Origin of the sequence: Pseudorhodobacter aquimaris (assembly GCF_001202025.1) — a bacterium.
Taxonomy (GTDB): domain Bacteria; phylum Pseudomonadota; class Alphaproteobacteria; order Rhodobacterales; family Rhodobacteraceae; genus Pseudorhodobacter; species Pseudorhodobacter aquimaris.
Map to the genome: position 1 here is coordinate 18426 of NZ_LGHS01000075.1, position 23564 is coordinate 41989.

The window sequence follows — 23564 nt, forward strand, 5'->3', positions numbered from 1 at the left end:
ATCGAAAGAAATGTAATATTGCTATGCTAAAGTCGAAATGGAGAGAATAATGTCGGTAGAAAAAGTAGCGCTCATCACCGCAGGCGGAAGTGGCATGGGCGCAGATGCCGCCCGTCGATTGGCCGCAGATGGTTTCAAAGTGGGCATTCTCTCTTCGTCAGGGAAAGGCGAGGCGCTTGGCGTTGAGCTGGGCGGCTTTGGTGTCACTGGCTCCAACACCAACTCCGATGACCTGTTTGCATTGGTGCAGGGTGCTGTGGACCGTTGGGGCCGTGTGGACGCCCTGATCAACTCCGCGGGCCATGGCCCCAAAGGGCCGTTGTTGCAGATTTCGGATGATGATTGGCACAAGGGCATGGAAGTCTACCTGATGAACGTCATCCGTCCGACACGCCTTATTACGCCTGTCATGCAGGCGCAGGGCGGCGGCACCATCATCAACATCTCGACATTTGCCGCCTTCGAGCCTGATCCACTCTTCCCGACCTCGGGCGTCTTCCGGGCGGGCCTTGCTGCTTTCACAAAGCTATTTTCCGATAAATATGCCGCCGACAATATTCGCATGAACAATGTCCTGCCGGGGTTCATTGATAGCCTTCCGGAAACCGAAGATCGCAAGGCCCGCATTCCGATGGGGCGCTATGGGCGGGCGAAAGAGGTATCCTCGGTGATTTCGCTGCTGGCTTCCGAAGGTGGCGGCTACATAACTGGCCAAAACCTGCGGATCGACGGAGGTCTGACCCGTGCCGTCTGATGTTGTCATCGAGCGTCCACGATTTGACCGCGGGGTGTTTGCGGTCAAATGGGGCGCATCGATCATCCAGATCATGGGCTACACCGCTACAAGGTTCGGATGGACACCATGGAACCTCTATCTGTTTCTGATCGGCGTATTAGGGTGGTTTGCTGTTGGCGTGTTGTGGAATGACAGGGCGTTGATGCTGGTCCATCTTGTCGCACTCGGTGCGATGATTGCGGGAATGGCGAGCGGGTCTCCGTCGTGAACCAGACATTTAAGAAAGTGCAGCATCAGGTAAAATGGGCTCATTTGAGACCTTTGCTGCATCAATCGCGAACGCCCGCTCTTGTCGGAAGGTTACTGAACCTTCACGGGCTGCAACATATCATCGGTGTCCAGTTTGAGTGCGCTGCGCCACAGCGGCGTCTTGAAGACGTGGTGCACGTGCTTGCCGTCGCGCTCTTCACGGGTCTGGATAAGCAGCCCTGCCCACTCGAGCGGGTGCAAGGCGCAGGACGAGAAGGCGGCCATCTCTCGCCATCCGGCATTATCCCAATCATGCTCTTGGCCATAGAAGGCCGCGAACAGCGCGCGTTCGGTTGTGCCGAGGTTAGCCTCGACGTTGATCACGTTCATCCAGACATCCCATTTTCCGAATGGGCGCTCTTCAAAGCGGGCATAGGAGGCATGGTCGAGTTTCAGGACAAAGAAAGGGATCAACTCGGCAAACAGCTTGCCCGGCGCCTGGGCCAGTTCCGCACCGCGCTTGGTCAGCTTGAACTCGCCTTTGAAGTGCCGCCCCAGACGGAGGGTGATCAGAACGTAGTGCAGCACCTCAAGCGGTGGGAAGTCGTATTCGTTAATGACTTTATTGTACCGGATCTGCTCAAGGGCGGCTGCAACTGCTGCGCTCTGGATAGCGAACACGCCCTGCCCTACCTTTTCCGCGACGAAGTGGTGATGGCGGTCGGTAAAGCTGAGGGTGGTTTTGACGGTCATCTGCGCCTCCGTGGTATGACTTAGCCATGTGACAGTTGCGAAGGATGGTTTCAACGGTGGCGGATGCAACGCTGCTGCTGATCGTACCAGAATCAAAAAGGCCCCCGCTGTTTTCAGGGGGCTTGTCAAACGTTGACGTGGCGTTGACGTAAAACGGGAGTGCTTATACACAAGTGTTTTTATCGGGCTTTAAGTGTTTGTAATGGTTAGATATTTTGGTTGCGGGGGTAGGATTTGAACCTACGACCTTCAGGTTATGAGCCTATAATCAAGCAATTAAAATAAGTTAATTAAATCAGCGCCTTAAGTGATAAGGCTTTGATTTCACGGATTTTCCCACACCGCATTCACCGACATTCACGCGCATTCGGCTGCAAACACAGCGCGAAACGCGCATTCGCGGGTTGATGTGGCGTTGATGTAGACAATATCCTTGCCCCGCTGGATGATGATCGCGAACGGCCCATTCCTGCCGATCGAGGTCTATTAGTGCTGTGTGGCCGCATTTCCCCTAGCGGCCGTCCAAGCGGTGCCGCAGCAAAACTTACGGGCCTTCGGCATGTTAAATGCCGGATCAGAGGTCAGATAGCATCCACAGGATTGCTTGACTGACAGTTTGGCGCTTGAAATACTCAGGCCATTCAGGGGATGCTTTTGGCGAAGCGTCGCGCCGAAGTGCGATACTGCAATTGTAGGAGAGATGGTCCGTGCTTCTTAAAATGGTCAGAGAGACCTACGACAGGCATTTGGCGGACCCGGAGTCGGACCCGTTTTTCATGAAGCTCCGCAGCGATGCTCAGGAGGAGCGTTACCGGCGGGTCAAGATGGTCCGTGATCTGGCCTATCGTGCCACATCGTTCGTCATTGAACCAGCTGCGCTCGACCTGATCGCCACTGTCCAGTCCGGCGTCAAGCTTGTCGAGGATTTCGGACCGCTGCTCGTCGAAGCACCGCTGCCGTTTGACTCGGTCTGGATGGAGTTTGAGGAGGATATCGGCGGGTCGCGGAACGGATCCGGTGTTCTGATTCAGAAGATTGGCGGCAAAATTCTTGTCTGCAGTTTTCACCGGCAAATGGGTAAGCCGTTGATTGAGCCCCTGCTATTCCTGACGGTGGACGCTGATGCAAAGCTCGATATGCGGGCCGATCCGTTCACCTCTCCTCGGTTCATCAACGGTTTTGAGGGAACCCAGGATGAACGAGTCAGCCAGTTTTTCGGTGAGGCATTCCCGCAGACTGGCTGGACAATCCTGAACGCGGTCGGGGCAATGCACTTAATCGCTGCGAAGGGTGGGCCTCTTGATGTGGAAGATGAGTCGATGTTCTCACGCCCGGAACGGCGGCGGATGGAGCGGGAGGGGGCGCTTTCCGCTGGGGCACCGCAGGTCGTAACCAAGATCCGGGTAAACGCCCAGGGGCGGCTGCACCTACAGGCGGTTGACGACGAGGAGGGCGGTGTCGGCGGTGCCCGACGTCGGGCCCATCGGGTTCGAGGGCATTACATGCGGACAGCAAGGGGGGCGAGCTGGCGCAAAGCGCATGTTCGAGGGCTGGGGCAAGTGAACGAGACCATTCGGGTGGTCGAGGCTGCGACGGAGGCTCAACCATCCGACTAAGCGTCCGACCAATTTCGACGCAGCCCGGCCCTTTGCGGACAATGACTGCCCCTCCAACGCCGCACAACTGCTTTACCGAAGCGGTCGTTTGGTACGCAGCGCACCATTTCTCAGACTCATATTCCCAAGCGTCGAGCGTGTTCATTTAGCCTCCTGAGTTGGGGGTCTTCTGTCAACGCTGGCCTCGTCTGCGCTATTGAACTCAAACATTGCCTGAACTCATCGGAAAGGTATGGCTGATCCTTGATGATGATACCAAGAAACCTCAGGGCATCCTCCGGAAACTGACTGCACAGTCCGCTCTCGTGCAATCGATGCATAACGGAGTGTGGGTGTCGGATTGGGACCAGCCAATCCTCGACGGTTTTCAGTGCTTCTGGAAACTCTGATCCGGCCGCAATGCTGAGCCGAGCGAGGTCTTCTGCGATCCCCTCAGTGACAAGGTCGCGCGATTTCGGCCATACGTGCTGCCAGAACGGCAGGATGCGATTTTTCCAGTATTCCTTTCGCTGATCGCCCGCTCCTTCAAGAGCTTGCGCTAGCGCGTCTGCCCCCACCTCAAGCCCCTCCTGCGGCAACAACGCAATAACGGCACTGAACTCCTCCCTAGAGAAGTTCTGATTGGGCTCTAGCGACGCATACGTCAGAAAGGCAGCTAGCTGCTTGGCCTGTGCGCCCAATACTGCGTAATGCTGAGCAGTACTGAGGAACTGTGGTTTGAGTGCGTTCAACAAAGGCCAATATAAACGGGGCGACCAAAGGAACCCACTCCACACAGCCCTTGCCTGCGCCGGTGAGGCGTCCCAATCAAATAGCGGCAGCAACCTTTGTTCGGCCCATGGCCTATCCACACGGAAAAGCGCAATGGATCGCGCGCCCAGCAACACTCTACCATGACGGAATTGATCCACATCAACATCGCATATTGGCGTGAGAATGCGCTCGATGTCGTCGGGAAGGTGGTCGTCGTCATTTGGCGCGCCCTTGAGCCAGAGATTGAGAACAGCTTGGGTGACGTGCCCAATCGGATGATTGATCGCTGCTCCTATTGGATCATCTGCTTGCTCATCATCCGGCTCAATGCCTGAATCAGCATCACGGTGCATTTCCAGTACGCGTCGGCAGAGCTCGAGAAGGATGGCCTCATGTTGGTTGATCGATTTAGAAACAGCTTCGAGCCACCATGTTACCTGGCGAACGAGCTTCACTAGCACATCATCAGGCATGGCTTGCACCAGCGAAGCGCCGTATCGCCAAGATCGCAGGGTAAGTCCTTCTCCGCTCCACGATTGAAGCGCTTCCCTCCAACGGATCTCCGGCCACTCTCCGTCACGCGCCAGTTCACAGAGCGCGGTAAGGCTAAGAGAGAGACGCGTGCGGCAAATTTCCCGCCACATATCCTCATAGAAATGGTAATCGTCGGGCACTGGCTGTCTCAACCACTGAACAAGTTCGCTACGTTTGGAGGGTGCGATATCGATCTCTTGCCGGTCTTCGTCGTCCGGGTCGCCGGTGCCACTGGTCCAAATCGAGAACTCATCACGCTCATTCGGAGCTAACTCCCACACTGAATGCGCGCGCGACAAATCCTCAAAGTGCAGCGAAGCTTCCGCCCCGAGCGCGATGCCGGATGCGCTCAGCTTGGCCAGCCGTAGCCAGACCGAACGATCCTTCAAGTCAGCCCACTGCTCAGGTTCAAGATCATCGCGATAATTTTGGCGAGAAGGGCCGGCCAAGATAGCCATTTCCAGCCTCTTCTGCGCAGGTTGGGTCAAATCCCCCCCACGCAGTACAAGAAGCTGGAGCACCTCACGCATTAAGCTAGGAGACCAGAGCCACCAGGAATCGTCCGCCAAGAGCCAATTCACCCATAGCTCAGAAAGGATACAGTCGTTCTGGGCCGCTGCGAAAAAGGCCAAACGTTTGAATGTCGGGTACGGAACCTCAAACCATGTTTTTGCGATCTCACTGGCTCTGGCGGGGTCTTCATTTCGAACGGCCAACCATGAGTCTCGCAGTAGCTCGATCAGAGTCACCCAACCGCGCAGTCCACGATTTTGCCAGTGCGGACTTATGGACGAAAGGTCCCAGCTTGATCGATCTTTGTACTCGTCAGCCTCGCCTAACTCTTGCATAATATCCAAGCAGTCGATCAGCAGTTGCCGAAAATCATCAATCAATTGAGGTAATAGTGCCAGCCAGGACTTGTCGTCTGCTAAGTCGCGGAGGGTTGAGCTCACATCATCGGCCGCCAAGACAAACTTGCAGTCCAATATTTGACCGACGCTAGAGGGCTCACCGCTTGGTTCGGGTTCATCTCCCCATCTAAATCGTTTGGAAAGCTTAACTTTTGGCGTCAGAGCATCACGCAATTCCATTCGAAGAGTGGCACTGATCCCCTGTTGCGTCAGGCGATTTCTCCAATCGTATAGATCGCGCTGTCTCCAAGGTGATTTTAACCGACCGTTAAGAAGTAAGCGCCAAAGCGTTCGCATTACCGGTCCAGGGATCGCGTTTGCTGCATTGACGCGAATATTGTCAGTTCTGCTACCTTGCCTTCCCTCTCCAAACTGTTGTGGCGCATCAATTCGTGTTGGACTAGCAAAGACCAACGTTCGTGAAGCTTACCGCCCCGTTGTACGATCCAGATAATCAAGTCTGGGTCGTTTAAGTGTCGGAGCAGCCAGCGCGCGAGGTGAAACATCACGTCGTCCCATTGCGAAATCTCGATGCCTCCCGAAACCAACATCATTGATGGCGCGAGCGGATAAGGCGCCGGTCGACGAACGAGACTAAACTTAAGTTTGCTATCGCATTTGAGGAGTGTTGGCACGCCGAAGCGAGGAAGATCTGCCTGTTGATAACGCTCATCAGAGAATGCATCGAGTAGCCAATCTAGCGAGGGCACAGGGTTAAACTCGGCGAATCGTTTTGCTGGCAGCCCAGATGGGTCAGACAGTGCCCATAGCATCCTGCCAACAAAGTCATCTTGGCGTGTGCTGGCTGACGGACGTGCAAGCGCGTGGGTTACGACTACCTTTTCTTTGCCAAGCACACCGTCTCGATAAGTTTCTGACCAGACATGCAAAGTTTTATGAAGAGCCGAGTGGTCAAGGCTGCCAACCGGGACCTCGTACAGGATAGGCGTCACGCCTTTGGCTTCCCACTCAATGGTCTTCGCAGGCTCCTGCCCAGGTTCGCAATCGCCCAGGGCCCAAGCCTGTGGGGTGCTTTCACCCAGCATACGGTCAGCGGCCAATGCATCCATCATGTAACGCAAAACTGGATCATTGATGCTGTAACCAACGAAGCAGACCGAGTAATTTCGGAACAACTCGCTTACAAAACGGGCGGCCCATCGTTCGGTGAGGTAGGCTAGGCCGAAGTCACCGCTTGTAATTACAAGTCGGTTGAGCGCAGCTTCATCAGCTTTTTTGGGCAGCGAACCATGCAGGTAGATCAGCCCATTCCAACGGCTGTTCTTCGGGATAGGCAGCATAGGAGCGGAGTATGAATTAAACTGCTGTCCACCACGTTTCGCCGCTACTTCAAACACGCCATCGAAATTAGTGGTAACCAGCCGCAGAGCGCCTTCGCGGCTGCGCGCAAGTTGAAGCAAAGCCGTATGAGTGTCTGTCGCCCCCCTACGGCGCAGTTTTGGCTTCAGCGATTGTGCTAAAGCATTTCGCACGGCGAAGCGCTGACCTGGCAGGCGCCTTTCGAGCAAGTCGAGCGTGGCATCGTACTGGCCACGATCATACGCATCCTGCTCGATGGGCGACCTTCTGGTCCCAGTGTGTTTGTAAATCTGTTCTACGAGGCCTTTAAACCCCGGAAGGCCTGCGAGGTAAGAAATTCCAGCGCCGCAAAAAAAGACCAGACGGCCCTCCTCCTGCGCTTGCAGTAGCTCATCCGGTATATCTGGCCCCGCAGAAATGAACTGCATTTAATCACCCTCTCGAATATCTTCTCTGTTAAGCGCTTGCGGTTTTCCGGAACGTATCAGGCTTGGTAACCGTGTTAAATGACATCAGGAAAACGGCACTAAATGCTACACCATTGGCTCGAAGGTCTGCTGCCCACAAGAGACAACACGATTTTGCTTCGGCAGCGAACTGCAGCTCCCCGCCCTTCATGTATAAACTACCAATGTCGGCACATCGATATTGGCCATCACGGCAAGACATCAACATCGCCACGCCGCACCCTCTCCAAAATTACACGCAGTTCAGGCGGGGCCAGAACCTCGACCGCCCTGCCCCATGAAACCAAGTGCCAAGCCATTTCCACCCATCCGCTCGCGCTGAATTCAACCAGCAGGCTGCCGTCCGGCAAATCGCTCATCACCTGGTTTGGATGGAACCGGAAGTCGCGGGCGACGGGCGCAGCGCTAGGCGCAAAGCGCCAGCGGACGGGCCCGTGCTCGGCTTCAGAAAAGAATGACCCGAACGATTGCGCGCAGTGGACGTTGATGCAGAAGTTCGGGTCGCGCGCGAAGCCCTGCCCCGTCACAGCCATTTCGCTGATCCGATCAAACCGATACTGACGAATCCGTCGGTCCGGCGTCGTGTCTCGCGCCACAAGGTAATGCCGGGTGCCAAGGATGACGCCATAGGGTTCGACAACCCGCTCGCGGGGTGCGTCATCGCGCGCGCTCCGGTACGTCATGCGGATTGACATCGGCGCGATGAAAGCCTCGAACAATAACTTCAGATAATACGGTGATGCCTGACTCGCTGGCCCGGGACGGCACGCGAACCCATTCGCCTCGAGCATGACCTCGGAACTCACTTCGGCCGACCGAGCTTGTGTGGGCGGCGCGGACGCGAGGAGCCGGTCGCGCATCTCCGTAAGAGATTTGACCTCGTTCGCAGCCCCGTCTCGATCAGCCCTGCGGATCGCCAGATCCAGCGCAGCAAGTTCACTGTCGCGAAACCCACGGTGGCGGATGTAATCAACATCGCGCAGGGACCACCAGCGGCGGCGTTCATCATCCGTCACAACATCAATCCGGGGAAACACGTCCTCCAGCGCACGTGCCATGCGTCGGGCCGTCCGCTCATTGACGGCAAACTCCGCCATGATGTCGCGCAAGCTTACGCCTCGGTAGCGCGCCTTGGCCATTTCGGCCAATCGGAACAGGTCCTGCGCCTTGGCGAATGACATGGTGAATATTCTCCCTCTGATTGCGCAAGGGGTAAGCAACTTACCCCATAGGGAGATTAAACAGGTCTTACGCCAATGCGAATCAAAAATCACGCTGTTTCAGTGATTTCGCCGATCAGCAACGACGCCAAAAGCTTAACACCCGCTGCCAGGCTCTGCTCGATCTGGCCGGCGGTCCTTGAAGGAGGATTTGAGTATGGGCCTGCCACAACGTGTTTTTTATCCTGTTCACGAAACCGCTGCACGCTGGGGCTGCACGGTTTCCGACATCGCTGGCTGGGCCGCGATGGGGATGCTCAAGTTCATTACGGGCATTCCGCCTATCGCGTGTGACGAAGTGCGCATCGCTGGGCTGGTGCAGATCGAGCCCGCGGATATCTTGCCGATGTTCAGGCGTTGTGGGACTGGTCCGCAAGAAGCGTATTTGCGGCGTGTGCGGCAACTCGAAGGAGAGGACTGGCTCTATATCACCGCCCCCGAGGAGGGCGTACTGGTCTCGATCGGCGATCTGATGATCCTTGGCCATGAAGTGCAGCGTTTTGAGGACATCAACAATCTCTTCGGCCGTGTCGCCGAAGGCGCTGGGCTTGGCGACGATGGGGACTACGACTGGCCCGGGATGAGTGTTGAGATCACGCGCCGGGTGTTCGAAGAGGGCTTGCCCAAATCCCAGGCCGAATGGATCAGGGAGTTGCAGGACTGGTTCGCCGCGCAGTCGGAAACCGGGGAATTTCCAGACGAGCGCTCGATCCGGCGGCGATTGTCCCCGTTCCTCAAAGCCGTGAAGTTCAAGAACCCGAAACGGTAAGATGTTTCGCGCCAGCGCGCTGGCCAGCCCTTGATGGCGGGCTGGCCGCAGCAGCGGGCCGATCTGCGTCATGAACCAGCCGTGGCTTGGGCTTGAAGGCGTTGGCCACGGCATCGACGCCCGCGCGCAACGGCGAGTCCATCAAATGCGCATACCGCTGGGTGGTTTGCATTTGACTATGACCCAGTAACTTCCCGATCATCTCAAGCGAGGCACCACCGCTCACCAGCAGCGATGCAAAGGTGTGGCGCAGGTCGTGGATGTGCACGTCGGGGATGGCAACCTCGTTCTGGATCCGTGCCCAGAAGCGGCGGATTTCCTGCACGGGCTGGCCGGGCGTGTCGCCCGGAAACAGCCATGGCGAGCCGGAAACCACCGCAAGGCGGCGCTGGCGCACGATGGCCGCCGCCTCGTCCGAGATTGGCACGCGGTGCACGCGGCGCTGCTTTGTCGTTGTGGCGGGCTTGGTCCATGACAGATGCTCGAGGTTGAAATCCTCGAACCGCGCCTGTCGCACTTCCCCCACCCGGGCACCGGTCAACATGCAAAGCCGAATGATCCCGGCAGCGCGGTCGTCCTCCGCCGCATCCAGCGCCGTCGCTAGGCACGCGATTTCCTCTTGCGAGAGATACCGCTCGCGCGGCGTTTCCATCCGGCGGCGAAACCCCGTCGCGGGGTTGTCGTCGCGCCATCCCCATTTGACGGCATAGGCGAACATCTTGCGAACGACCTCGCCGACACGGTTGGCGCGGACGGGTGTGAGCTTGGCACCCTGCAACTTGCGCGCGCGGTTGTTGGGCTTTTGCTTTGACGGTCGTGCGCGCCCCTCCGCGACCTTGTTCAGCAGCAGTTCTACATCATAGGCGCTGACTTCAGTTACCAGCATCCGGCCCCAAGCTGGTGTGATGAACTTCTCCATCATCGATCGCTGATCGGAGGCGTTGAGCTTGGCGAGATGCGTCAGATGCACATCGACGTAGCGGGCGATCAGATCTGCGATGCGGGGCGCTTCCCGCAGGGCGTCGCGGTTCGCCAGAGGATCGCCCCCAGCATCAATGTCCCGCCGCAGTTCCTTGGCGCGCGTGCGCGCCGCCGACACGCTCCATTCCGGCCAACGGCCAAAGGTCATGCGGCGCTGCCGACCCGCATAGCGATAGTCGAGCGTGAAGGCGCGGCCACCGCCGCGATAGATGCAAACGGCAAAGCCGCGCACCTCTGTGTCAAAGATCTGGTAATCCCGGCCCTCCGCAGGCTCGGCATCGCGTACGATCACTTCCGTCAGTTTCTGTCTGTTCACCATCAGCAAACCTCTCTCTTGCCCCTGTCATGACGCGTAGATCGGGCCGTCTATCAAGCAGAGCATGGCGCTGGGGGTGGCAGGGAGGCACGGGGTGGCACGCCGGAGACAGGTGCCGTGCCACCCCTTATTTTATTGGCAATCTGCGCGCTGGGCCGGATGCTGACCAACGCGGCACCCACTTTCGCCGATCATGATTTCCACCCGAACGCGCCTCTCAGCACCAGAATCACCATCAAAAGCGGGCGAAAGCAGAGAAATCTTCAATAAAATATGGGGGTGGCACGCGTTTATGCACGTTGCCACCCCCAGTTTGATCGCGAATGCGTGCGAAAGCCCGCGAATACGCCGATTTGCGCAGGAATACGCGCGAGCACGCGGCGGACCAATTTGCTGCGCCGCAGCGACGGCTGTGGTCGCCGGACCAGAACCTGCCGAAAAGCCAATAAAACAAGGGGTGGCACGGGGGTGTCGAGTTTCGTGCCACCCCGTGCCTCCCTGCCACCCTTCGCGATGTGCGTGATTGGACCCAGCATTTGCCCACGTTCGGGCTCTCACACTGGAGACTTCACATGCAGGAAATCATGAACGCTAAAGGAGGCAGGGAAACGCCGCGCGCCCTGCTGAGCGGTTGGATCAGCAGGTCCGATCTTGCCCAGGAACTCGAGGTAACCGAAGGCACCTTGCGGCGCTGGACCGCCGAACGCTGGGGCCCTCCCTGCATTCGCGCGGGTCGGAAAATCTATTATCGCCGCAGCGCCGTTGTCGAATGGCTGGAAGAGCAGGAAGCGGCGGACAATCGCCGCGCACGTCGGGGAGGCCGTCGATGAGCATCCCCCTGCCCTTCCGCAAGCGCAGCGCCCGCGATCAGGTTCGCCAGGACTGGATCGACGAGCGACGGCACGAAGCGCGCATCGTCGTGGCCGATGTTGTGAACCATTCCGACCACCTGCTGCGGCTCGCGTGCAACGTGCTGGTCCAGCATGGGGAGACGCCTGCCGAGCGTGAAGACGCCCGGATCCTATTGGTCGTCCTTGATGCAAAATCACCCGGGCGTACCAATCATAATCGATCAGATCGGGAGGGGCGGTCATGAAGCGCCGCGGCACACCCGAGGCCGATCTGCAGCGCGCTGTGGTGCAGACCCTGCACTTTGCCCTGCCCCGCTCGACCATCATTCATCACTGCGCCAATGAGGTGACCGAGGCCAGCCCCCGCGGCGCAAAACGCCAAGCGATCCTGGTGGGCATGGGCGTCCATTCAGGCTTTGCCGATCTGATCGTGCTCTGCGCTGGGCGCGTGCTGTTCCTCGAGTTGAAATCCCTCAAGGGCCGGCTCAGCCCCGCACAGGAAGCGTTTCGCGATGCCGTTTTGGCGCAGGGCTTCGGTTGGGCGCTAGTGCGTAGCCTTGACGACGCGCTGGGCGCTTTGGCCGACCACGGCTTTACCACGCGCATTGCGCCACCCACCCGGAGGGCAGTGCCATGAGCCATGAAGCCACCAACTGGGCCATCAAGCAACGCGGGTTGAAACCCACCACCAAGATCGTGCTCTGGCATCTCTGCGACCGTTTCAACCCGGACTACGGCTGTTTTCCCTCGCAGGACAGGCTCGCGCATGATTGTGAAATCAGCCGCTCGACCCTTAACGATCATATTGGCCAGCTTGAGGCGGCAGGCCTGTTGCGCAGGATTCCCCGCATCGATCCAGCAACCAAGCGCCAGCTGCCAACCCGCTACATCCTGTGCTTCGAGCCGGGCTTCACACCGGCGGATGTGGTTCCGTGTCCGGAAACCGGACACGGGGATAGCGCCCTCAGAGAAAACCCATCTGTGGCAGACGGTTGCGGCCCGGATTCCCTCCCAGAGGCTGGTCCGTGTCCGAATTCAGGACACGGGATCGACGCGCAAGCCGTGTCCGGATTTTGCCCCGACCCGTGTCCGGAAAATGGCCAAAGCCGTGTCCGAAATCCGGACACTAACCTTGTAAGAGAACCCTTAAGTAAACCAGTAAAGGAGGAGGAGGACGCGCAAGCGCGCGATGCCGATTTTGATCGGTTCTTCGCAGAGTTGCTGACTGCACTGGGCTTTGCCGCCAATGCCACCCTGCCCGCTTGGTGGCAAGGCTGGCCAGCCAGAACGCATGTTCGTCGCTGGATCGATGATCTCGGACTTTCGCAGAAGCGGATCGTCGAGACAGCCACCGAGACCCGAGCCGATCATCCCAATCCGCCCGATGGGCCCAAAGCCCTCGACCGGTTCATGGAACGGGCCGCCCAGCGCGATGCGCAGGCGACCATTGCGAACGCCAAGAGCCAGAAGACGAAACGGCGGCGCAAGTGCGAAGACCCTCCCCGGCTCAGCGATGACGAGAAGGCGGCCTTCTACGCCAAAATGGTCAACGCCGATGGCTTCCTGCCGGTCAGCGCGATCAACAACAGCATCCGCGATCTGATGTTGGTGCGCGGCCTCGTCACACCCGAACGACTCCGGATGCGAGGGGTGCGGTGAATGGCATGGTGTCACGTCCCCGGCACGGATTGTCCCTCTGCGCAGGCGGCGGAGGCTTGGATCTGTGCCTCATGCTCGCCGAACCCGGCTATCACACCCGCGCCTTCGTCGAATGGGAGGAATGGCCCCGAGCCGTCCTCATTGCCGCCCAGCGCGCCGGGTATTTTGCCCCGGCGCCAATCTGGGATGATCTGCGCAGCTTCGATGCCCAACCCTTTCGCGGTGCCTTTGACATCGTCCTCGCCGGATATCCCTGCCAGCCCTTCAGCGCAGCTGGAAAACGCGGCGGTGCCGACGATCCCCGCCATCTCTGGCCCGACGTCGCTCGCGTCATTGGGGAATGCCAACCCGAATGGGTATTCCTTGAGAACGTCCCCGGGCACGTCAGCCTCGGGCTGGAAGCTGTCCTGCGAGAGCTTTGGCAGATGGGCTACACGCCTGCGACGGGCCTGTTCTCTGCGGCAGAAGTCGGCGCGCCGCACCAGCGAAACCGCATCTTCATCCTGGCCCACGCCGATGAGCCTGCACCCCAGAACGGCCAACTACAATCCAGCGGGCAACAGCGACTTCACCCGCAAGGCCGAGGCTCTGGCGCTGGACATCAGCAATTGGTCGACACCGAAAGCGACCGATGGCGCGAAGGGTGGGCCGGGCCAGAGCTATGGCTCGGGCGGAACGCCACCCCTGCCAGCACAGGCTGCGCAATGGCCAACACCAGCAGCGCAGAACTGGAAGGGCAGCAGCGAGGCGAGTGTGATCCGCGCAGATGGCAAATCCCGGATGGATATCCTGCATTACCGCGCGGAACAGGGATTCACCCACCCGGACCCGGTGATCGGGATGCGTGGGCAACGGTCCTTGCCGCACGCCCCGATCTCGCGCCCGCTCTGGGTTTCAATGATTGCCTCGCATGGGCGCGCCGTCTCGCGGCGGATCCTGAAGGGCCGGGCACGGCGGCGACTGAACCCGCTCTTCGTCGGATGGCTGATGGGCTGGCCCATCGGGCACGCGCTCTGCGCCTGCTCGGCAACGGAGTTCATCCGCTGGCAGCAGCACATGCGTGGCGCGCTCTCGCATCTGCCCATGGCCTCGGGCCCTTGGATTTGGCGGCCGACGGATGGGCCGGAGGGCCCAGCGCAGATGAACCTGTTTGAAAGATTGCGGCCATGAGCATGCAGGGACGGATTAGCCGCAACGGCGGCACGAAGATGAAACGCGCGCTGGGCGTGCAAGCGGCGCTGGAATGGGCGTTTCGGGTGGAAAAGGCGCAGTTGGAACTGCCGCCGCCGAAGGATGTGTCGGAAGAGGGCTTCGGCTTTGGCCTCGAATATGTTCTGCTGCAACGTGCGGCGCTGGGCTGCAAGGTGGATGGTGGCCAGCACAAGATGGGCAGTTACACCCATGCCGACGCAGACGTGATCGCCGCCACTGTCGCCGGCATACCCGGCAGCCTCGGCGGCATCCGTATGGCAATCAGCGTTGCCGAAATGGCGCGCGCAGGGATAACGCCCGACTGGATGCCAGGCGCGGTGCCACGTTGCGTGCCAGTCGACATTAAGCGTAACCGCCATGGGGACCGCGCTGTCAGCGTCGCGGTAGGCACTGAAAGAGTACTGATCAGCGGGAAATGGCGTACAATCGAAGTGCGGGCCTGTCCGGTCACATGGCGGCCACATCCGGAACAGATCGCCGCCGCACGGCGCGGGTATGAGGATTGGTGGCGGGCGTTGGATTGGGTGCGCGATGGGCTGGTTGCAGGACGAATGTTAAGGGAGATGGAAGTGGCGGCAGTTATGCCGAAGGTGAGACCTTGGGGAACAGGTTGACAAAGTCACAATGGGCTAGAAGCCGACAGATGCCGGTGAGGCAGCGACCCGAAGCAGCCGCTCGATCTCTGCACAGCGTTTCCGGTCATTGATCGACGTGGAGGTCGGAAAGTAGTTGTCCGCCGCATCTTGTGCCAATGGCCGGTTTCGGTCGAAACAAGTCTGGCTACAATTTGCACGCTGACGATAGTGTCGTCGAGGGTGTTAATGCCATCCTCAAGTGTCCAAGAAGTCCCACTCTTCGCCCATGACCCACCTCAGCGCACTCAACTTGCCGTTGATCATGCCCCATTCGAAATCTTCGAACGGTCCTAGAACCTCGGGCCGATCGTTGTACTTATGGCGCACCCGTTCACCGGCCGCGCGCAAGGTCGCTAGGTTGCCTTTGGTGATCTTTGTTTGATCGTATGGCTTGTCCTTTGGCATCTCGTCGGTGACCTGGATTTCTCCGCTATCGATTTTTTCCATATTGTACACGTGACGGGTGTACCAGACTTGATCCCACAGGAAAGCTATTGCCTCGTTGATCTCTGAAGATACACGCGGATCGTCCGGAATGTAAAAATCGTCAAAAGCTCCTGTCGGATCTAAGTCTATCATCAGGTTGCCAAAATAATCACCGATGTCTGTGGCGAAAACTGAGCGTACGCCGTCGAAGTAGTAAGCGATATCTGGATGAGGTTTGCTCTTGTCGACCTTGGCATGAGTGAAATCGTCCGTATTGCTGGTGATGAAGGCAAAGCGGTGATCTTCGTGGGCGCTTTCTTCGACAATCTCATAGTAGGTCTCGAGAATTACGGCGTCCGCGATCCCTGTCTTGTGGTACGGCGCTACTCGGTCCAGGCCACGGGTGGCAGCCCTAGACCTAGCGATGACGGAAGGCACCAAATGGGTCGCCTTTGCCATGATTTCTTCGACCTTGGACAGCGTTTCGTCAACTGCGTCCCCGTGCATGTGCATCTTCTGCTCAACATCGAGAATACCTTCAAGAATTGCTGCGGTGTCGCCAGTTCCAAACTGCTTGATCGTCGCTCGCACGCGCTTGAAATGGTCTTTTCGGCTCGTTTTGGCGGCCTTCATGACGCGGTCCCTGTTGCGTTCGAACTCGGCCTGCACAACGTCAGGCACCATGAACTCGACCTCGCACTCGTCGACCGTGCTCTCCATGCGGTGGAGCAGGGGAAGGTTGCGATAGTCTCCCGCTAGGTTGAGCCAGACACAAGTGTCGAGAACAATCCGAACTGTCATTGTGCGGTAGATTTTTCGAACGACAGTAGGAAGTCATCGGCAGTACCAACACATCCTATCAGTTCAAATCGTCCACGGATTATGTCGTCCATCGGATTGGGCGTGAGGGACAGATATATACCTTTTCCGTTTCCGCGTCGCTTGAGGACTTTCCGGGCATTTTCGTCTCGGAGCGAATGGCCGATGACCACCACGGGTCGGTCACCTATCGCGGCCGCGATAGTGTCCCAATACGGCCCATTAGCACGGACGCGGGCAGCGTCGTCTTCTGTTATTATGAGGCTACCAGGGCACGCAATCGACCCGTCTATTTTAAAGATGGTCAGATCCGTGCCTTCGCCCAGTGTTGCTCCATTCGAATGGAGCACCGTGTGAGGGATACCTTTCTCAACTGCGGCACGTTCGAATAAATCGTCGTAGTTTGTCGTGACGATGTGGCGGAAACTCGACACCGCGGCGAGATGGCCGGGGGTCGGGATGACCCCCTGCGCCATATCGAAAGCTTGGACCACCGTGCGTTCGAGTTCTCTTCGACCGTAACGCAGTTCCAAGGCGGCCGCCACGTCGGCGAACCTATGTCGCCCGAGCAGCTGATCGCCATCTACGCCAAGAGACAGACGCGCACCAAAAAGTTCGGTCATCACTGCCGCCGTTGGCAATCCCGCAGGCGCTGAAATGCCGGCGCCGACGAATAGCACGGGGTCATGACCGACAAAACCAGCAGGAATGGATACACGACCTAAAGCGGCATTACTCGAGGTGATTGGTGCGAAACTCTGCGGACGGGTCCGCGATGTAAGTTCCTTGAGGACGGAACCTTGGAAAAGGTCGAGTAGCGCATCTGCTACCGCTCGCTCAAGGTCATCACTCCATTTGAATTCCTGCCGAAACCTACCAGCTCCCCACTCTGCGATCTCGCGCCTGAAATTGTCGCGGGCGTTCGCATCGAGGGTACCACGAGGCGAATCATAGTTCAGAGACTTGAAGAACGGCAGTATCGGCAGATCGAGTGTCTTTGCGTGCATGACTTCCATGTGAGTGACCGACCTGCCCTCACCGGCGCCGGGACCGGAGTCGGGTATCCAGCCATACGTCTCCCCGCTAATCAGGACGAATAGATGGCTACTATCGATCTCAGAACGGATAACCTCCCAGCTCGTGCCGCCGTCTGGATGCATTCCCTCTGCGTTGACTGGCTCCAAGTTAAGCGCAATCAGCCTCTTGATGACCGCCCGGCGCGCATCACCTAGATCTCTCATCGTGCTGCTAACAAATACTCGAAGTTTGGTGGACATTGGTGCACTCCTACGACCTCCAGACACAGGGGATTGGCACTCGTGTCAAGGCGTTCGGATAGCTATTCTCGTCTTGAGCTCTAAACGCTGGGGAGTACTGCGCGCCCAACCTGCTCTTTAAAATGTCGGTGGTAGTCTGCGTCCAGTAAAAGCGAGTACTCCTAGAATGACCGAAATGTCCGTAAAGCGAACACTGCTCGTCAAAAATGCCGCAGCAAGCACGGATGACCATTTTGGCGAAGCTGCATTGCAGCGCCTCACCATCAGTAGCTGGCCGCTCATGGCCGGTAGCGACCGCAGTCCCCCCTGGCATGGTTCCTCCCGGACCTTCAGCGTATACGGGGGGGCTTAGCGCGGCATTTCGCTAGCGCGTGGCTTTTTCACCGGGGAAGCCACTTGGAAGCCACCCCCACAGATCGCCTCGGCATTATGACTCATTATCAGTGACTTACCCGGCACGCAGCGTGGGCAAGGTGGATTTCTTTCGGAAGCCAGGGCGGCCACCTGACGGAAGCCACCCTCGCCAGTAGCCACCATAGGAACGCATCTCTCCGCCAGAAGCTTCCGGCCATCTCTGAACACGTTGATTCCAAGGCAGAAAATGGATTGACATTTCTAGCCCCCTTGACCTACCTATTAATCATCGAAGAATTGCGCCCGGAGGAAAACCCTCGCGGGCGCTTTCTTTTCCCTCCACATCGCGGATCCCGATCGTGTCCCTGGCATTGCCCGGCGCGCTTCGGCACGTCCGCCCTGCCCCAAATGAGAACCGCCCATGGACCTGGTCTTCGCACCGAGCCAGATCGAGACTTGGCCGCTCGACAGGCTGCGCCCCTATGCCCGCAATGCCAAGATGCACGGCGACGATCAGGTGGCGAAGATCGCCGCCAGCATGGCCAAGTTCGGCTGGACCGTGCCCTGCATGGTGGCCGACGATGGTGAGCTGATTGCCGGTCATGGCCGGGTGTTGGCTGCGATCATGCTGGGGTTAACCGACGTACCGGTGATCCGGCTCGGCCACCTCGACGAGGCCGAGCGCCGGGCCTACCGAATCGCCGACAATAAACTGACCGAGCTGGGCGAGTGGGACGAGGCCATGTTGCGCGACGAGATCGCTGGGCTGCTGGCCGAGGATTTCGACCTGTCGCTGCTGGGGATCGCCGACGAAGATCTGGACGCCCTGTTGCGCGATCCGGATCAGGTCGAGGGCGGCGCGGTCGAGGGCGAGGATGACATTCCGGAACCGCCGGTCACGCCGGTGTCGGTGGCGGGCGACCTGTGGCAGCTTGGATCGCACCGGCTGATCTGCGGCGACAGCACATCCGCCGATGTGGTCGGGCGATTGCTTGGCGACGTGCGCCCGCTGCTGATGGTGACCGACCCGCCTTATGGCGTGGAATACGATCCGTCCTGGCGCAACCAGGCGGGGGCCGCGAAGACCAAAAGAACCGGCAAGGTGCTGAACGATGACCGGGCCGACTGGCGCGAAGCATGGGCGCTGTTCCCCGGCGACGTGGCCTATGTCTGGCACGGCGCGCTGCATGCGGGCGAGGTGGCCGAGAGCCTGGTTGCGGCGGGTTTCGCCGTCCGGTCACAGATCATCTGGGCCAAGGACCGCCTTGTCCTCAGCCGGGGTGATTATCACTGGCAACATGAACCCTGCTGGTATGCCGTCAAGAAGACCGGCAAGGGCCACTGGGCGGGGGACCGCAAACAGACCACGCTTTGGCACATCTCCGGCAAGGACCAGGACGCGGCCACCGTGCATGGCACGCAGAAACCGGTCGAATGCATGCGCCGCCCGATCCTGAACAATTCCAGCCCGGGTCAGGCGGTTTATGAGCCGTTCATGGGATCGGGCACCACGCTGATTGCGGCAGAAACCACCGGGCGGGTGTGCTTTGGCATCGAGTTGAACCCTGCCTATGTCGATGTGGCCATCGAGCGCTGGCAGCAATTCACCGGTGCCAACGCCCTGCTGGCCGATACTGGCGAGACCTTCGCCGACCTGAAGGCGAAAAGGCTGGCGGCATGAACGTGCCCCTGCTGCCCGGCCGGATCGAACACTGGCCCCTCGCACGACTGAAGCCCTATGCCCGCAACGCCAAAACCCACGACGCTGACCAGGTGGCGAAGATCGCCGCCAGCATGGCCGAGTTCGGCTGGACCGTGCCAGTGCTGGTCGCCGCCGATGGCGAGTTGATCGCCGGGCACGGCCGTGTCCTGGCTGCCGCCCAGCTCGGACTGCCCGAAGCCCCGGTGATCGTGCTGGGTCATCTGACCGAGGCGCAGCGCCGGGCCTATCGCATCGCCGACAACAAGTTGACCGAGATGGGCGGCTGGGACGAGGCCTTGCTGTTGCAAGAATTGCAGGCGCTGCTGATAGAGGATTTCGACCTCGGGCTGATCGGGATCCCCGAGGATGAATTGTATGCACTATTGGCCGACGCCGATGATCGACCGGAGATTTCCGACGATGCCGCCGACGCGATCCCCGAACCGCCAGCCGAACCGATCACCAAACCGGGCGATATCTGGGTGCTGGGCAAACACCGGCTGTGCTGTGGCGATGCTACCGATCCTGCCGCCGTGGCCAAGCTGATGCAGGGCGAGCAAGCGACGCTGATGTTCACCTCGCCGCCTTACGCCCAACAGCGCGCCTACGGCGCGGCCAAAGAAAAACTCGGCAATTGGGATGCGCTGATGCAGGGCGTGTTTACCGCGGCCCCGGTCACGGACGACGTCCAGCTTCTGGTCAACCTCGGCCTCGTGCACCGCGATGGCGAATGGTTGCCCTATTGGGAAGGATGGGTCGAATGGATGCGCAGCTCTGGCTGGCGACGCTTTGGTTGGTATGTGTGGGATCAGGGCCCCGGCCTGCCGGGCGATTGGCAAGGCCGCCTGGCCCCGTCGCACGAGTTCATTTTCCACTTCAACCGCGCGCCCCGCAAACCACACAAGACCGTCCCGTCCAAGCACGCTGGCGAAACCCTTGGCGGCGGTGGGCTGCGCGGGGCAGACGGCACCGTTCACGCCAAGACCGGCACCGGCAACGCGATCCAAAGCCACCGCATCCCCGACAGCGTGTTTCGGATAATGCGCCATAAGGGTGGACTGGGCGCTGCCGGATCGCACCCAGCGGTGTTCCCCGTGGCATTGGTCGAGGCTGTGCTGGCAGCGTTCAGCGATGCCAACGACCTGATCTATGAACCGTTCTGCGGCTCCGGCACCCAGATCGTCGCCGCCGAACGCGCGGGGCGACGCTGCTTCGCGATGGAGCTGGACCCGGTTTATTGCGACGTGGCCGTGCGGCGGTGGGAGATGGCGACGGGGCGAAAGGCACAGCTGGAAAATCGTAACGAGACCACCATTGGCAGGGAGACACGACAGAAATGATTATCGACGTCCCAATCTGGCGAAACGCCGACCTCATACGGACCATTCCGATCACACGCGCGGACCTGAACCAAGCCATATCCCGGAACGACTTTCGGCCGGAAGACACGCCAAAGCCCGGAAAGGCGCGCTGGTATAGCTGGAGAGATGTTGTGGCGGTTGCGGCGGCACAGGACCTGCGCAAGCTCGGCTTTGGTCCGTCTGTCGCATTCGGGCTGGTGCAAGAACACCTGTCACCGTTTCTGCAGGGTCGGATCGACGCGCCGGATGATTGCGCCGGCGTGCTTTGGCTGATCCGCCCGAGTGACGACCACCTCACCTTTGAGGCCCCGTGTGAGTTCCTGCGCCATACCGAATACGAGGAGCTGCTGATCGCGCCAAACGAGAACGCCTGCATCATCGTGAATGTGGGCCGCATTGCAGCGCGCGTGTTCAATGAATTGCAGGCGACCGAGACCGCCAAGGTCATCCGAGAGGAATTTCAGATTCTGGGACCGGTGATATGACCCAGTCGCGCCGCATGTCGCTGATCGAGGCCATTACCAATGTGGCTGTGGGCTATGCGCTGGCGCTGGCGACCCAGATCGTGGTGTTCCCATGGTTCGGGCTGCATCCGAGCTTGGGCGAGAACCTTGCCATCGGCGCGATCTTCATGGGTATCTCATTGCTGCGCAGCTACACGCTTCGCCGCCTTTTCGAACGCTGGTGCTCTCGTCCACATCGCAGCTGATCCGTGCGGTGACGCAGGGCGTCAGGCCGCGTCCAGCTTGTACACTGTGCCTCTGCCATCGACCTTTTCAGAGGCAATGGGAAGGCCAAGCTTCTTTTTCAGCGCCCCGGAGATCATGCCGCGTACCGAATGAGCCATCCAGCCAGTCTCCGCCACGATCTCGGTGATCGCTGCACCCTCAAGGCGCTGCAGCAGCGCAATGATCTGGGCCTGCTTGGTCCCTTCGCGGATGGTGACCGGTTTCGGCGTCTCCGCTGCGGTCGGCTGCGGGTCCGGCTCCGGCTCGGCATTGCGCAGGTTGGTCACCGTGCTGGCCACCACCGGCTCAATCCCGATGGCCAACAGCCCCGCATCGGTCACCACCAGCGTGGTGCCATGGCCATCGCCGGTTTCGCGCCAGAGAGGTTCGCCCCGGCGCAGGTTGGCGTCGACCTCCTGCAGCCAGCCATGTGCGATCATTTTGGTGACGGCCATCTTCGCCGCTGCACCGTGCAGCCCTTTGGGCAGCGGCAGGGCGATGTTGTCGGGGCGTTGGGCCCCGGCGCTCAGGATGATGGTCTGGGTGTCAGTGAGTTTCGGCATGACGGGCTCCTGTTCGATCTGGTTACGCTGGGCGGGATCAGGCGGCATGCTCGCCCTCCTTGAAGGCGCTGTCGGTGATCTGGCGCAGCAGGCTGGCATAGTGGTTCACGGTGCCGACATCGCCCCAGTTGATCTCGTCGGGGTCGGTCTCGAAATGGTCATCGCTCAGGGCTTTCAGGCGTTCCAGCATGACGTCGATCTGGACCTTGGTGGCCATGAAGGCGTCGAGGGCTTTGGAGTTGTCGGTGGCGCGGCGTGTGGTCATGGCTTGGTCATCCTTCGGTGAGTTGCATCGTTTTCGTGTAATCACAATCGCTCTGATGGGGTGTTTAGTGTAGGCAATAACGAGCAATATCATTGATTTATGATCAATATACCTGGTGGGAACCGGTCAGCGCCGCCTGCTCGGCTTCGTGTCGTTGTGCTGCGTCGGGTGGGTCACGCCGTGCGTTGATCATGGCGACAAACAGCGCGCGGGCGACGGCGGCCACCTCGTCCGCCCCTGCGCTAGAGAGCCCCATGTCATGAATGGCGATGGCCTCGCCCAGATCTGTCAGGGCATAAATCGTGGCAAACTCCGCTTCGGTCGGGTCGCAGGTAACAGTGTCGCGGTCGTGCTCGGATACGGCCACGCTGCGGCAAAAGCGCAGATCGAAGCCGATGGCACACTCGCGGCGAGCGAGATCGGCGAGGGTCTCGCCCTCGGGCAGGCAATTGAGAGGCAGCGTCATGGCAGGGGCCTTTCGCAGGGGTCGGGGATGATCTCGGCCCAAGCGCCGTCCTGCCAGATGTAGAGATGACAGAAGTGGCAGGTCGGGCGCGACAGGAGGATTGGGTTTCGGGGGTGCTCAAACCCCTCGATCTGATCTGCGCGCACCTGCCGGATCTCGCGTGCGGCGAGGATGTCTTCGGGTGTCCAGCGCGCCAGTGCGGGCAACATGTGGCCGGGGTAGCCATCATAGTGGAAGTAAACGTGGGCCCATTCCCCGGGCCTGACTTCGATGGCGATCTGCGCGCGCGTGCTCATGAGTGTCTCCGTGTTGCGGGTTTCACACGGGCTCAGATGAGCCCGTGCTGTTTCAGGACGGGGACGACATCGGCCAACTCAAAGGTGAGGCAGTCGATCCCGACCCGTCCCGCCATCTCGAAGACCTCGGAATTCAGGCTGAGGTCATTGAAGTGGTTCTGCAGCGTGGTCACGCTCATGGCCTCGATGAAGCGGCTGCGGTCGATAAAGATGCGTGTCGTGTCGGCGGTGGTGGCGATGGCCATGGTCGTGTCCTTTCAGGATTGGGGTGTGGTGGTTTCAGCGGAGCGGCGTCCAGCTTCAAAGGCCTCTTCGAGTGCGTCGC

The 23564-nt window shown here is 59.5% G+C and carries 26 protein-coding genes and 1 pseudogene; 15 read left to right on the forward strand and 12 right to left on the reverse strand.

Annotated features, from left to right (window positions below; translation table 11 throughout):
- The first annotated feature begins 49 nt into the window (after window positions 1-49).
- Entirely contained in the window at window positions 50-754 is a 705-nt protein-coding gene (locus tag AKU94_RS16745; protein WP_050528404.1) for an SDR family oxidoreductase, read from the forward strand.
- Window positions 744-1004: a DUF6552 family protein gene (locus AKU94_RS16750; RefSeq protein WP_050528405.1), complete on the forward strand. Its 261-nt coding sequence runs from the start codon at window positions 744-746 to the stop codon at window positions 1002-1004. Before AKU94_RS16745 ends, AKU94_RS16750 begins: the two co-directional genes overlap by 11 nt.
- Before the next feature lie 92 nt (window positions 1005-1096).
- Here the strand turns inward: AKU94_RS16750 and AKU94_RS16755 are convergent, their stop codons facing one another.
- Window positions 1097-1738 (reverse strand): hypothetical protein, encoded by a 642-nt coding sequence (locus AKU94_RS16755; RefSeq protein ID WP_083445111.1) that lies wholly within the window; start codon window positions 1736-1738, stop codon window positions 1097-1099.
- A 707-nt stretch (window positions 1739-2445) separates the two neighbouring features.
- On the opposite strand from AKU94_RS16755, the gene AKU94_RS16760 reads away from it, so the two are divergent.
- The gene (locus AKU94_RS16760) at window positions 2446-3354 is read left to right on the forward strand and encodes a hypothetical protein (protein WP_157056592.1); all 909 of its coding nucleotides are present in this window, start codon (window positions 2446-2448) and stop codon (window positions 3352-3354) included.
- A 116-nt stretch (window positions 3355-3470) separates the two neighbouring features.
- On the opposite strand, the gene AKU94_RS20070 is transcribed toward AKU94_RS16760, so the two are convergent.
- The 3 genes from AKU94_RS20070 to AKU94_RS16770 form a co-directional block, all read right to left on the reverse strand.
- Entirely contained in the window at window positions 3471-5849 is a 2379-nt protein-coding gene (locus tag AKU94_RS20070) for a hypothetical protein (RefSeq protein ID WP_198144934.1), read from the reverse strand.
- On the reverse strand, window positions 5849-7300 hold the full coding sequence (locus tag AKU94_RS20075) for an SIR2 family protein (RefSeq protein ID WP_198144935.1): 1452 nt from the start codon (window positions 7298-7300) through the stop codon (window positions 5849-5851). The genes AKU94_RS20070 and AKU94_RS20075 overlap by 1 nt, the downstream gene beginning before the upstream one ends.
- Window positions 7301-7527: 227 nt before the next feature.
- The gene (locus AKU94_RS16770; protein WP_050528407.1) at window positions 7528-8520 is read right to left on the reverse strand and encodes a helix-turn-helix transcriptional regulator; all 993 of its coding nucleotides are present in this window, start codon (window positions 8518-8520) and stop codon (window positions 7528-7530) included.
- A 196-nt stretch (window positions 8521-8716) separates the two neighbouring features.
- Between AKU94_RS16770 and AKU94_RS16775 the strand changes: the two genes are divergently transcribed.
- Window positions 8717-9328, forward strand: coding sequence for a hypothetical protein (locus AKU94_RS16775; protein WP_050528408.1), 612 nt, complete (start codon window positions 8717-8719; stop codon window positions 9326-9328).
- Here the strand turns inward: AKU94_RS16775 and AKU94_RS16780 are convergent.
- Complete coding sequence (locus AKU94_RS16780) at window positions 9309-10628, reverse strand: tyrosine-type recombinase/integrase (protein WP_050528409.1); 1320 nt, start codon at window positions 10626-10628, stop codon at window positions 9309-9311. The two genes, AKU94_RS16775 and AKU94_RS16780, sit on opposite strands and share 20 nt — an antisense overlap.
- A gap of 569 nt (window positions 10629-11197) precedes the next feature.
- On the opposite strand from AKU94_RS16780, the gene AKU94_RS16785 reads away from it, so the two are divergent.
- The 7 genes and pseudogenes from AKU94_RS16785 (at window position 11198) to AKU94_RS16815 (ending at window position 14961) form a co-directional block, all read left to right on the forward strand.
- Window positions 11198-11455 carry a helix-turn-helix transcriptional regulator gene (locus AKU94_RS16785; RefSeq protein WP_050528410.1) on the forward strand — a complete coding sequence of 86 codons (258 nt, stop codon included), beginning with the start codon at window positions 11198-11200 and terminating at the stop codon, window positions 11453-11455.
- The gene (locus tag AKU94_RS16790) at window positions 11452-11721 is read left to right on the forward strand and encodes a hypothetical protein (protein WP_050528411.1); all 270 of its coding nucleotides are present in this window, start codon (window positions 11452-11454) and stop codon (window positions 11719-11721) included. The genes AKU94_RS16785 and AKU94_RS16790 overlap by 4 nt, the downstream gene beginning before the upstream one ends.
- Window positions 11718-12113 carry a nuclease gene (locus AKU94_RS16795; RefSeq protein WP_050528412.1) on the forward strand — a complete coding sequence of 132 codons (396 nt, stop codon included), beginning with the start codon at window positions 11718-11720 and terminating at the stop codon, window positions 12111-12113. The genes AKU94_RS16790 and AKU94_RS16795 overlap by 4 nt, the downstream gene beginning before the upstream one ends.
- Window positions 12110-13135 (forward strand): helix-turn-helix domain-containing protein, encoded by a 1026-nt coding sequence (locus AKU94_RS16800; protein ID WP_050528413.1) that lies wholly within the window; start codon window positions 12110-12112, stop codon window positions 13133-13135. The genes AKU94_RS16795 and AKU94_RS16800 overlap by 4 nt, the downstream gene beginning before the upstream one ends.
- Window positions 13136-13206: 71 nt before the next feature.
- Window positions 13207-13620: pseudogene (locus AKU94_RS20555) on the forward strand (DNA cytosine methyltransferase); the annotation flags it as partial.
- Window positions 13621-13651: 31 nt separating this feature from the next.
- Complete coding sequence (locus AKU94_RS20560; RefSeq protein WP_050528415.1) at window positions 13652-14305, forward strand: hypothetical protein; 654 nt, start codon at window positions 13652-13654, stop codon at window positions 14303-14305.
- Window positions 14302-14961 (forward strand): beta/alpha barrel domain-containing protein, encoded by a 660-nt coding sequence (locus AKU94_RS16815; RefSeq protein WP_050528416.1) that lies wholly within the window; start codon window positions 14302-14304, stop codon window positions 14959-14961. Before AKU94_RS20560 ends, AKU94_RS16815 begins: the two co-directional genes overlap by 4 nt.
- A gap of 216 nt (window positions 14962-15177) precedes the next feature.
- Here AKU94_RS16815 and AKU94_RS16820 read toward each other — a convergent pair whose 3' ends face one another.
- Together AKU94_RS16820 and AKU94_RS16825 are read right to left on the reverse strand one after the other, a co-directional pair.
- Window positions 15178-16209 carry a PIN domain-containing protein gene (locus AKU94_RS16820; RefSeq protein ID WP_050528417.1) on the reverse strand — a complete coding sequence of 344 codons (1032 nt, stop codon included), beginning with the start codon at window positions 16207-16209 and terminating at the stop codon, window positions 15178-15180.
- Entirely contained in the window at window positions 16206-17504 is a 1299-nt protein-coding gene (locus AKU94_RS16825) for a DUF4062 domain-containing protein (RefSeq protein WP_050528418.1), read from the reverse strand. Before AKU94_RS16825 ends, AKU94_RS16820 begins: the two co-directional genes overlap by 4 nt.
- 775 nt (window positions 17505-18279) lie before the next feature.
- On the opposite strand from AKU94_RS16825, the gene AKU94_RS16830 reads away from it, so the two are divergent.
- The 4 genes from AKU94_RS16830 to AKU94_RS16845 are packed head-to-tail and all read left to right on the forward strand — an operon-like array spanning window position 18280 to window position 21630.
- Window positions 18280-19539 carry a site-specific DNA-methyltransferase gene (locus AKU94_RS16830; protein WP_050528419.1) on the forward strand — a complete coding sequence of 420 codons (1260 nt, stop codon included), beginning with the start codon at window positions 18280-18282 and terminating at the stop codon, window positions 19537-19539.
- Complete coding sequence (locus AKU94_RS16835; RefSeq protein ID WP_050528420.1) at window positions 19536-20900, forward strand: site-specific DNA-methyltransferase; 1365 nt, start codon at window positions 19536-19538, stop codon at window positions 20898-20900. The genes AKU94_RS16830 and AKU94_RS16835 overlap by 4 nt, the downstream gene beginning before the upstream one ends.
- Window positions 20897-21406: a hypothetical protein gene (locus AKU94_RS16840; protein ID WP_157056593.1), complete on the forward strand. Its 510-nt coding sequence runs from the start codon at window positions 20897-20899 to the stop codon at window positions 21404-21406. The genes AKU94_RS16835 and AKU94_RS16840 overlap by 4 nt, the downstream gene beginning before the upstream one ends.
- Complete coding sequence (locus AKU94_RS16845; RefSeq protein ID WP_050528422.1) at window positions 21403-21630, forward strand: DUF7220 family protein; 228 nt, start codon at window positions 21403-21405, stop codon at window positions 21628-21630. Before AKU94_RS16840 ends, AKU94_RS16845 begins: the two co-directional genes overlap by 4 nt.
- Window positions 21631-21651: 21 nt before the next feature.
- Here the strand turns inward: AKU94_RS16845 and AKU94_RS16850 are convergent, their stop codons facing one another.
- The 5 genes from AKU94_RS16850 to AKU94_RS16870 form a co-directional block, all read right to left on the reverse strand.
- Window positions 21652-22260 carry a DUF3489 domain-containing protein gene (locus tag AKU94_RS16850; protein ID WP_408633709.1) on the reverse strand — a complete coding sequence of 203 codons (609 nt, stop codon included), beginning with the start codon at window positions 22258-22260 and terminating at the stop codon, window positions 21652-21654.
- Window positions 22250-22477 (reverse strand): hypothetical protein, encoded by a 228-nt coding sequence (locus AKU94_RS16855; RefSeq protein WP_050528423.1) that lies wholly within the window; start codon window positions 22475-22477, stop codon window positions 22250-22252. The genes AKU94_RS16850 and AKU94_RS16855 overlap by 11 nt, the downstream gene beginning before the upstream one ends.
- 103 nt (window positions 22478-22580) lie before the next feature.
- Window positions 22581-22943, reverse strand: a complete 363-nt coding sequence (locus AKU94_RS16860) for a hypothetical protein (RefSeq protein WP_050528424.1) — start codon at window positions 22941-22943, stop codon at window positions 22581-22583.
- Window positions 22940-23239: a hypothetical protein gene (locus tag AKU94_RS16865; protein WP_050528425.1), complete on the reverse strand. Its 300-nt coding sequence runs from the start codon at window positions 23237-23239 to the stop codon at window positions 22940-22942. Before AKU94_RS16865 ends, AKU94_RS16860 begins: the two co-directional genes overlap by 4 nt.
- A 32-nt stretch (window positions 23240-23271) precedes the next feature.
- The gene (locus tag AKU94_RS16870; RefSeq protein WP_050528426.1) at window positions 23272-23484 is read right to left on the reverse strand and encodes a hypothetical protein; all 213 of its coding nucleotides are present in this window, start codon (window positions 23482-23484) and stop codon (window positions 23272-23274) included.
- Window positions 23485-23564 lie beyond the last annotated feature (80 nt).

Bases quoted from the DNA above. Each gene is read 5' to 3' on its own strand.
- AKU94_RS16840 (WP_157056593.1), top strand. From the start codon at position 20,897: ATGATTATCGACGTCCCAATCTGGCGAAACGCCGACCTCATACGGACC.
- AKU94_RS16785 (WP_050528410.1), top strand. From the start codon at position 11,198: ATGCAGGAAATCATGAACGCTAAAGGAGGCAGGGAAACGCCGCGCGCC.
- AKU94_RS16830 (WP_050528419.1), top strand. From the start codon at position 18,280: ATGGACCTGGTCTTCGCACCGAGCCAGATCGAGACTTGGCCGCTCGAC.
- AKU94_RS16745 (WP_050528404.1), top strand. From the start codon at position 50: ATGTCGGTAGAAAAAGTAGCGCTCATCACCGCAGGCGGAAGTGGCATG.
- AKU94_RS16755 (WP_083445111.1), bottom strand. From the start codon at position 1,738: ATGACCGTCAAAACCACCCTCAGCTTTACCGACCGCCATCACCACTTC.
- AKU94_RS20560 (WP_050528415.1), top strand. From the start codon at position 13,652: ATGAGCCTGCACCCCAGAACGGCCAACTACAATCCAGCGGGCAACAGC.
- AKU94_RS16825 (WP_050528418.1), bottom strand. From the start codon at position 17,504: ATGTCCACCAAACTTCGAGTATTTGTTAGCAGCACGATGAGAGATCTA.
- AKU94_RS16870 (WP_050528426.1), bottom strand. From the start codon at position 23,484: ATGGCCATCGCCACCACCGCCGACACGACACGCATCTTTATCGACCGC.
- AKU94_RS16820 (WP_050528417.1), bottom strand. From the start codon at position 16,209: ATGACAGTTCGGATTGTTCTCGACACTTGTGTCTGGCTCAACCTAGCG.
- AKU94_RS16850 (WP_408633709.1), bottom strand. From the start codon at position 22,260: ATGCCGCCTGATCCCGCCCAGCGTAACCAGATCGAACAGGAGCCCGTC.
- AKU94_RS16835 (WP_050528420.1), top strand. From the start codon at position 19,536: ATGAACGTGCCCCTGCTGCCCGGCCGGATCGAACACTGGCCCCTCGCA.
- AKU94_RS16780 (WP_050528409.1), bottom strand. From the start codon at position 10,628: ATGGTGAACAGACAGAAACTGACGGAAGTGATCGTACGCGATGCCGAG.
- AKU94_RS16845 (WP_050528422.1), top strand. From the start codon at position 21,403: ATGACCCAGTCGCGCCGCATGTCGCTGATCGAGGCCATTACCAATGTG.
- AKU94_RS20075 (WP_198144935.1), bottom strand. From the start codon at position 7,300: ATGCAGTTCATTTCTGCGGGGCCAGATATACCGGATGAGCTACTGCAA.
- AKU94_RS20070 (WP_198144934.1), bottom strand. From the start codon at position 5,849: ATGCGAACGCTTTGGCGCTTACTTCTTAACGGTCGGTTAAAATCACCT.
- AKU94_RS16800 (WP_050528413.1), top strand. From the start codon at position 12,110: ATGAGCCATGAAGCCACCAACTGGGCCATCAAGCAACGCGGGTTGAAA.
- AKU94_RS16770 (WP_050528407.1), bottom strand. From the start codon at position 8,520: ATGTCATTCGCCAAGGCGCAGGACCTGTTCCGATTGGCCGAAATGGCC.
- AKU94_RS16795 (WP_050528412.1), top strand. From the start codon at position 11,718: ATGAAGCGCCGCGGCACACCCGAGGCCGATCTGCAGCGCGCTGTGGTG.
- AKU94_RS16815 (WP_050528416.1), top strand. From the start codon at position 14,302: ATGAGCATGCAGGGACGGATTAGCCGCAACGGCGGCACGAAGATGAAA.
- AKU94_RS16860 (WP_050528424.1), bottom strand. From the start codon at position 22,943: ATGACGCTGCCTCTCAATTGCCTGCCCGAGGGCGAGACCCTCGCCGAT.
- AKU94_RS16855 (WP_050528423.1), bottom strand. From the start codon at position 22,477: ATGACCACACGCCGCGCCACCGACAACTCCAAAGCCCTCGACGCCTTC.
- AKU94_RS16775 (WP_050528408.1), top strand. From the start codon at position 8,717: ATGGGCCTGCCACAACGTGTTTTTTATCCTGTTCACGAAACCGCTGCA.
- AKU94_RS16865 (WP_050528425.1), bottom strand. From the start codon at position 23,239: ATGAGCACGCGCGCGCAGATCGCCATCGAAGTCAGGCCCGGGGAATGG.
- AKU94_RS16790 (WP_050528411.1), top strand. From the start codon at position 11,452: ATGAGCATCCCCCTGCCCTTCCGCAAGCGCAGCGCCCGCGATCAGGTT.